7 protein-coding genes are annotated in these 5,148 nt (G+C 34.9%); 1 reads left to right on the top strand and 6 read right to left on the bottom strand.

The window, feature by feature from the left end:
- The 6 genes from HMPREF3112_RS08870 to HMPREF3112_RS08845 all read right to left on the bottom strand — a co-directional run.
- A partial coding sequence (locus tag HMPREF3112_RS08870) for a hypothetical protein (RefSeq protein ID WP_141738668.1) occupies positions 1 to 221 on the bottom strand: 221 nt, incomplete at its 3' end.
- A 210-nt stretch (positions 222 to 431) separates the two neighbouring features.
- Positions 432 to 635 (bottom strand): hypothetical protein, encoded by a 204-nt coding sequence (locus HMPREF3112_RS08865; protein ID WP_070439348.1) that lies wholly within the window; start codon positions 633 to 635, stop codon positions 432 to 434.
- A gap of 29 nt (positions 636 to 664) precedes the next feature.
- Positions 665 to 1,648 carry a hypothetical protein gene (locus HMPREF3112_RS08860; RefSeq protein WP_070439345.1) on the bottom strand — a complete coding sequence of 328 codons (984 nt, stop codon included), beginning with the start codon at positions 1,646 to 1,648 and terminating at the stop codon, positions 665 to 667.
- A complete protein-coding gene (locus HMPREF3112_RS08855; protein ID WP_070439342.1) occupies positions 1,641 to 3,071 on the bottom strand; it encodes a hypothetical protein in 1,431 nt (476 codons plus the stop codon). Before HMPREF3112_RS08855 ends, HMPREF3112_RS08860 begins: the two co-directional genes overlap by 8 nt.
- A gap of 157 nt (positions 3,072 to 3,228) precedes the next feature.
- Entirely contained in the window at positions 3,229 to 3,933 is a 705-nt protein-coding gene (locus HMPREF3112_RS08850; protein WP_256262687.1) for a hypothetical protein, read from the bottom strand.
- Between the two features lie 69 nt (positions 3,934 to 4,002).
- Positions 4,003 to 4,191: a helix-turn-helix domain-containing protein gene (locus HMPREF3112_RS08845; protein WP_070439336.1), complete on the bottom strand. Its 189-nt coding sequence runs from the start codon at positions 4,189 to 4,191 to the stop codon at positions 4,003 to 4,005.
- A 352-nt stretch (positions 4,192 to 4,543) separates the two neighbouring features.
- Here HMPREF3112_RS08845 and HMPREF3112_RS08840 point away from each other — a divergent pair.
- The coding region (locus HMPREF3112_RS08840; RefSeq protein WP_256262686.1) for a helix-turn-helix domain-containing protein at positions 4,544 to 5,148 on the top strand (605 nt) is incomplete at its 3' end.

The following is a 5,148-nucleotide window of genomic DNA, read 5'->3' as shown; positions in this document are numbered from 1 at the left end:
TCATCTAAACTTTCCAGCCTCATTGCTAGAGTATATAGTGTGCTTACATATACGAATGCTACGTCTTCTGAAGCTGGAAACTTCTCGTAAATACTAGAAGCATCAGCAACAGTATTTGTAATATCTTTGATATCAGATAAATTTGGTTTACTAATAATATCCTTAATTTCTTTCAACGACTTTTGTGTCTCTTTAAAATTCTTTTTCTGTTCATCATTCATAATTCTCTCCAAATTCTCTTCATAAAATTGTAAAACAACATAATAATCACTAGTTTAGAGTTTTTATATAGAAAGCCACTAGAGCTGACAAAACCATAACAAATCAAATCCAAACTCATTAAACACGAGCATTTTAAAAACTTTATCCTACCCATAAGTCATTAAACACTAAAAAAGCTGATTTCTCAGCCTTTAAATCAATCATTAAGCTTAGTTACTTTTGAATTGCATCGCTTCACCGCTCTGCACAAATTCTCGTTGAGCATCTGTTAAATCTTCAAGTTCATCACAACCAATAAGTCCAAAGACTTCCATACCATCTTTTGTACTCACGATGTATGCCTCAATTTCCCTAGCTTTGTCAACATCTGACACTAAGTAAATGTTTTTTTTAGTCATTACTTCATCAGTCATTTTACTCTCCTTCAACCCTTTATTAGTGTTTAATCTTCCCCCAATTTATCATGTTGGGTCCTGAAGGCGTATAATGGATCAAAATCTGAATCAAGTTTATTGTTGTCGTCAGCTTGTTCAGCCATCTTAGCATTTAAACTATTTTCCATCCTCCCAATGCAATCCATTACCTTCCTTATCATTGTAAGGGTTTCAGTAGTAATTTTCAAGACCTCACTTGAATTTTCATCGTTCTTAATCATACCTGAACTTTTCATTTTCTTCTTTAGACGTTCTTCAATTTCGTCTAAACGTAGCTCTTTCATGCTTTGTTGAGGTTCTGCAGTGGCTGACTCTGGCTCTAAAGGTTTTATGCTTTCAACCGTCAAATCTTCAATTTTTGTGACGTTCATAATAACTTTAGCACGTGTTTCTTCTTTTCCATTATGACCTGGTATATAGATATAGTTGTTGCTACCAAAAAATGATTGTTGGGTAATATCGTTCTTAGCTAAACTTTCAAATAAAGGATCGTGACCCTCTACTAAACTGTTAGCAAAATAAATATTTCTCGTGTCTCGAAAAAGTTGGGTATTGAAAATAAATGGCCTATTCTTCGGGAAATTATTTACGTGGGGAGAATAAAAAAAATGCTCTGTTGATAAGTAATGTACGTAAGGGACCTTGCTTAGTAGCTGAGACAAAGTATTCGTATCCATCTGAGCCTGCTCATCAAAGAGGAAGATATCTGTAATGTGGTTTGTTGAAGACGTTACTAACTCAATATCCTTTTTTAAATAGCCAGCTAGTAGAACGGCATGTTTTTTCTCATCCTCTAGGTCTGCATGATTGTGGGTAATCGTAATCTTAGCTTTATCTTCTAGATACGATAGAGCATTCCAAGAAATATGTGACTTAAACCCCATAATAGCGACTCTATGGTCTTTAGATTTTGCAAAGTTAGTCAGCTTGTGGAAAAAGGGAGAGGCTTCAAAAGGAGATAGGACATAGGGATCAATATAGATATTAAGCATCAGTATCACCTTCTTCTTGATTTAACTCTTCTAGTTCAGCGTCTTTGATTAGTGGACGTTCATTAAACGCTTCATTCATTCTAAAAGGCATGTATTTGGCCACACGATCACCATCAGTTGTATTTTGACTTCTGATAACAACAAGAGACTTATCAATCCCTTCTTCTGCAGCAAGTTCTAGGTTGAGGAAAATAATGTTATTAAGGTTCTTATAGCCACCATTTTCAATAAGCATATACTTATCTTCAATTTCTTGAATATCATCAAAATTATCAACGATAATCAGTAGATAACGTTTGTTGCCTTCTTCATCTAAACCATCCTCGAAACGTCCAAAGTGTTTAAAGACATTGAGCAATTTATCAAGATCACTGGTATCACCAACGTTAGTGATATAAGGATACACATCAAACAGATTCTTTGTACCGTCATCTTCCTTTTTATTGAGAGCTAACTGACCGATAAAGAGATATCTAGGAACATGGACCGTATACGTACGCTCCTTCTTCTTCGCCTTTTTGGCTTGTAACTCTGATTTTCGTTTCTCCATACCAGAAAGAGGACTTGTACCCTCACTCTTTTCCTGTGTCTTTGTCACTGTATACGTGAACTTCTCCAGTTTTGACGTAGGACCAAAATAGGCATAGTTTTGATTAAATTTGAAGTTCTGATAGGCATCTACGACCTTCCAGTATCGAATAGGAGAGTAGTTATCTTCTTCCCGAAGGATATCTTTCCATTTATAAGTAAAGTTTCTGCTGATCTTATTTGCTAGTAAGAGCAACATCGTTCCATGACTGTAAATAGAGTAACTTGTCGCAAGAGCCCCTGGAGTATCTTCACGTTCGAACTCCCACTCTTGAACTAAGTAAAACTCTCTGAGTCGTTTGAGATGTGGTTTGATTTTAGGAATCGGTAAACCAAACTCCCTTGAAATTTGAAGGAGTTGAACATTTCGAAAAGTAGCTATAAATAGTAGAATATCCATATCTAACTGGTTTAGTTGCTTACTTATTAACTCATAGTCCGTTTCTTGACTATAGTTGATTTGAATGATGTAATCTTCTTGAAGTTGCAAATGGAAAGGAAAGTCATTGTTTGGATAAACTTGTTTCAGTAATGGTGTCGAGGCATACTTCTTATAATAGTCGTCCGAAAATCGAGAGACAGTATTCAATGTTGCTTTTCCATCGATTGTTCTTACCCCAAAACGACGTAGGCTTTCATTGAATTTTTTAACGAAGTCTTGATAGGCTTCCAGTGCTTCAGCAGAAGGCTTTTCTCCTGTTTCAGATAATCGAACTGTCCCATCAGGCATGAGAGTGACTTCTTCTCCATTAAATTTTTTCTTCGGATAAAGTGGGAGATTGATTTTCTTAGCAATATTTTGTAACCATTTTTTATTACCTGGTGTTCTTGTCATTTGTCTAGTCCTTCTCTTCAATTTTTTGGCACCATTATACTAAACCTCATATACCTTCTATAACCCAGTGACAACCACCTTATTTATGAAGACACAAAAAAAGGATATGTTTTTATATCCTTTTCCCCTTTATTCATTCTATATTCAATTCTAAAATCTACTTAAATACTACACTTTCTGAGTTGTATAATAGTTTACCGCTAGAGAAACGAAGTTGAGAACTCCTTAAAAATCTTTTTTCAATCACTTCATCTACAGCAGCATCGTCAAAATGGATGACTTCTCCGACTTTTTTCAAACATCCCGCTTCACTGGAATCGAGCAAGCTGAAGATTTTCGCTAAATCTGGAACTTCTCCGACACCAGCGTATTTAAACAATTCAGCTAGAGGAATGTAATTTGTAAGTGTCTTAAGTGGTAAATTCTGTATGTATTCCCTGCAACCTCTCATGAAGGCTAGTTTCTTTACTTCATTTTGTTGCCGGTTATTTGTCAAGCTAGAAATCCTTACCTGAACTTCTTTTGAAGCTAGCTTATTTTGTCCCGCAAGCAACATATCAAATAACATATATTGATAGTACGTTGATATCACGTCTTTAGCTATGGCTTTAGCTTCAGTCTCTGATTTTCCCTCTTCGATTAGCTTTCTCCAAAGTTTATCAGAAATATCTCTGGTTGCCTGATAAAACCATGGTGATCCAAACTTCTTATATCGAGTAATTACAAATGGCCCTTCCGAGTCAATCATATACTCAATAATGGTTCGGCATAGGTCATCATTAAATACCTGGATGAATGATTCTAGCTTTTCTTCTAGGTCTTCTAAAGTGATTTTTTTAGGGTTCGTGATTGCTGTTGTCATTGTCCCTCCCTTATCTTCCATCATAAAACGCTGCGTAATATTTTAGATGCCAAAGATTAGTAATTAGTGCTATCTTATTCCTAAAATATCGTCAGTAGAAACACCAAAGTATTCAGCTAAGGCTACAACGTTTTCCATACGAATATTAGCTCCATTTTCCCATTTGTCGATAGTCCCTGCATCAACATTAAGATTATGAGCTAACGCTTTCTTTGAGAGCTTCTTTCGTCGTCTCAATTCTGAAATAATGTTTCCCATGTATATATATAACCTGCCTAATCTTTATGTTTCTGAATTGATTTTACTATTTTTGTGTCAAACAATCAAGAGAATTTCATAATTTAATTACACCTTACTCACATTATTCTAATAATTTAGTTGTTTAATAGATAATAAAAATGCTTTTATCATCATTTTTGTTTAACACATCATGGGTTTTTGTTTTACTTTTTATTGATTAAATAAAATAACGCTTATACTAATTTATACAGTATATATACTGTATAACGTATTATTTTTCTGTATTTGTTTATTGTTTCTAAAACTGCTATAATGATTTTGATTATAAAAAATTATAATTTTTTTAGGAAGACGTGTGTAGGGAAGATACATGAAAGAGTGTAAGGATAGTAACAACACAAAGGGGATGATGTTTACTGAACGCTTAACAAAACTCCGACTAGCTAGAGGTTGGACCAAAAAAGAATTCAGTATGCAGATTGGAAAAACACAGCAGACAGTAGGAAAGTGGGAAAATGGGACTAATGCTCCTACATTCAAAGATCTAGTAAAATTAGTCGAGTTATTCGGTGTTACGTCAGACTATTTATTGGGATTATCAGACTCACCCAGTAAATATGCCTACCCACCATTTAACGACGATAAGGAAGAATATGTTGGTGAAATGTTCAAGCAGCTTGACGAGGGGAATCAAGATGCTACTGTTGACTTCATAGAAAATCGATTAGATTATCAGCATCTCTCTAAAGAGATCAGAGAAAAAGACCATAGAAAACAAATAGTTAAACAAGATCAACGACCAACCAAAAGAGTCAGTATTTATGCTAAAGTAAATGCACAAGGGTTTGAACTATCAGAGGTCCCAGTCGACTGTTTTGACTACCCTGTTCCTATTCCGGTACATGATATTGCGTTTAAGGTTGCTGGTGATTCCCTGGAACCTAGTTTCTTCGATGATGAAGTGATATTTGTCAT

Origin of the sequence: Streptococcus sp. HMSC10E12, from assembly GCF_001807855.1 — a bacterium.
GTDB classification, from domain to species: domain Bacteria; phylum Bacillota; class Bacilli; order Lactobacillales; family Streptococcaceae; genus Streptococcus; species Streptococcus salivarius.
Note: the sequence above shows the minus strand (reverse complement) of the source record. Positions and strands in the feature narration are given on the sequence as shown.

Bases quoted from the DNA above. Each gene is read 5' to 3' on its own strand.
- HMPREF3112_RS08865 (WP_070439348.1), bottom strand. From the start codon at position 635: ATGACTGATGAAGTAATGACTAAAAAAAACATTTACTTAGTGTCAGAT.
- HMPREF3112_RS08860 (WP_070439345.1), bottom strand. From the start codon at position 1,648: ATGCTTAATATCTATATTGATCCCTATGTCCTATCTCCTTTTGAAGCC.
- HMPREF3112_RS08855 (WP_070439342.1), bottom strand. From the start codon at position 3,071: ATGACAAGAACACCAGGTAATAAAAAATGGTTACAAAATATTGCTAAG.
- HMPREF3112_RS08850 (WP_256262687.1), bottom strand. From the start codon at position 3,933: ATGACAACAGCAATCACGAACCCTAAAAAAATCACTTTAGAAGACCTA.
- HMPREF3112_RS08845 (WP_070439336.1), bottom strand. From the start codon at position 4,191: ATGGGAAACATTATTTCAGAATTGAGACGACGAAAGAAGCTCTCAAAG.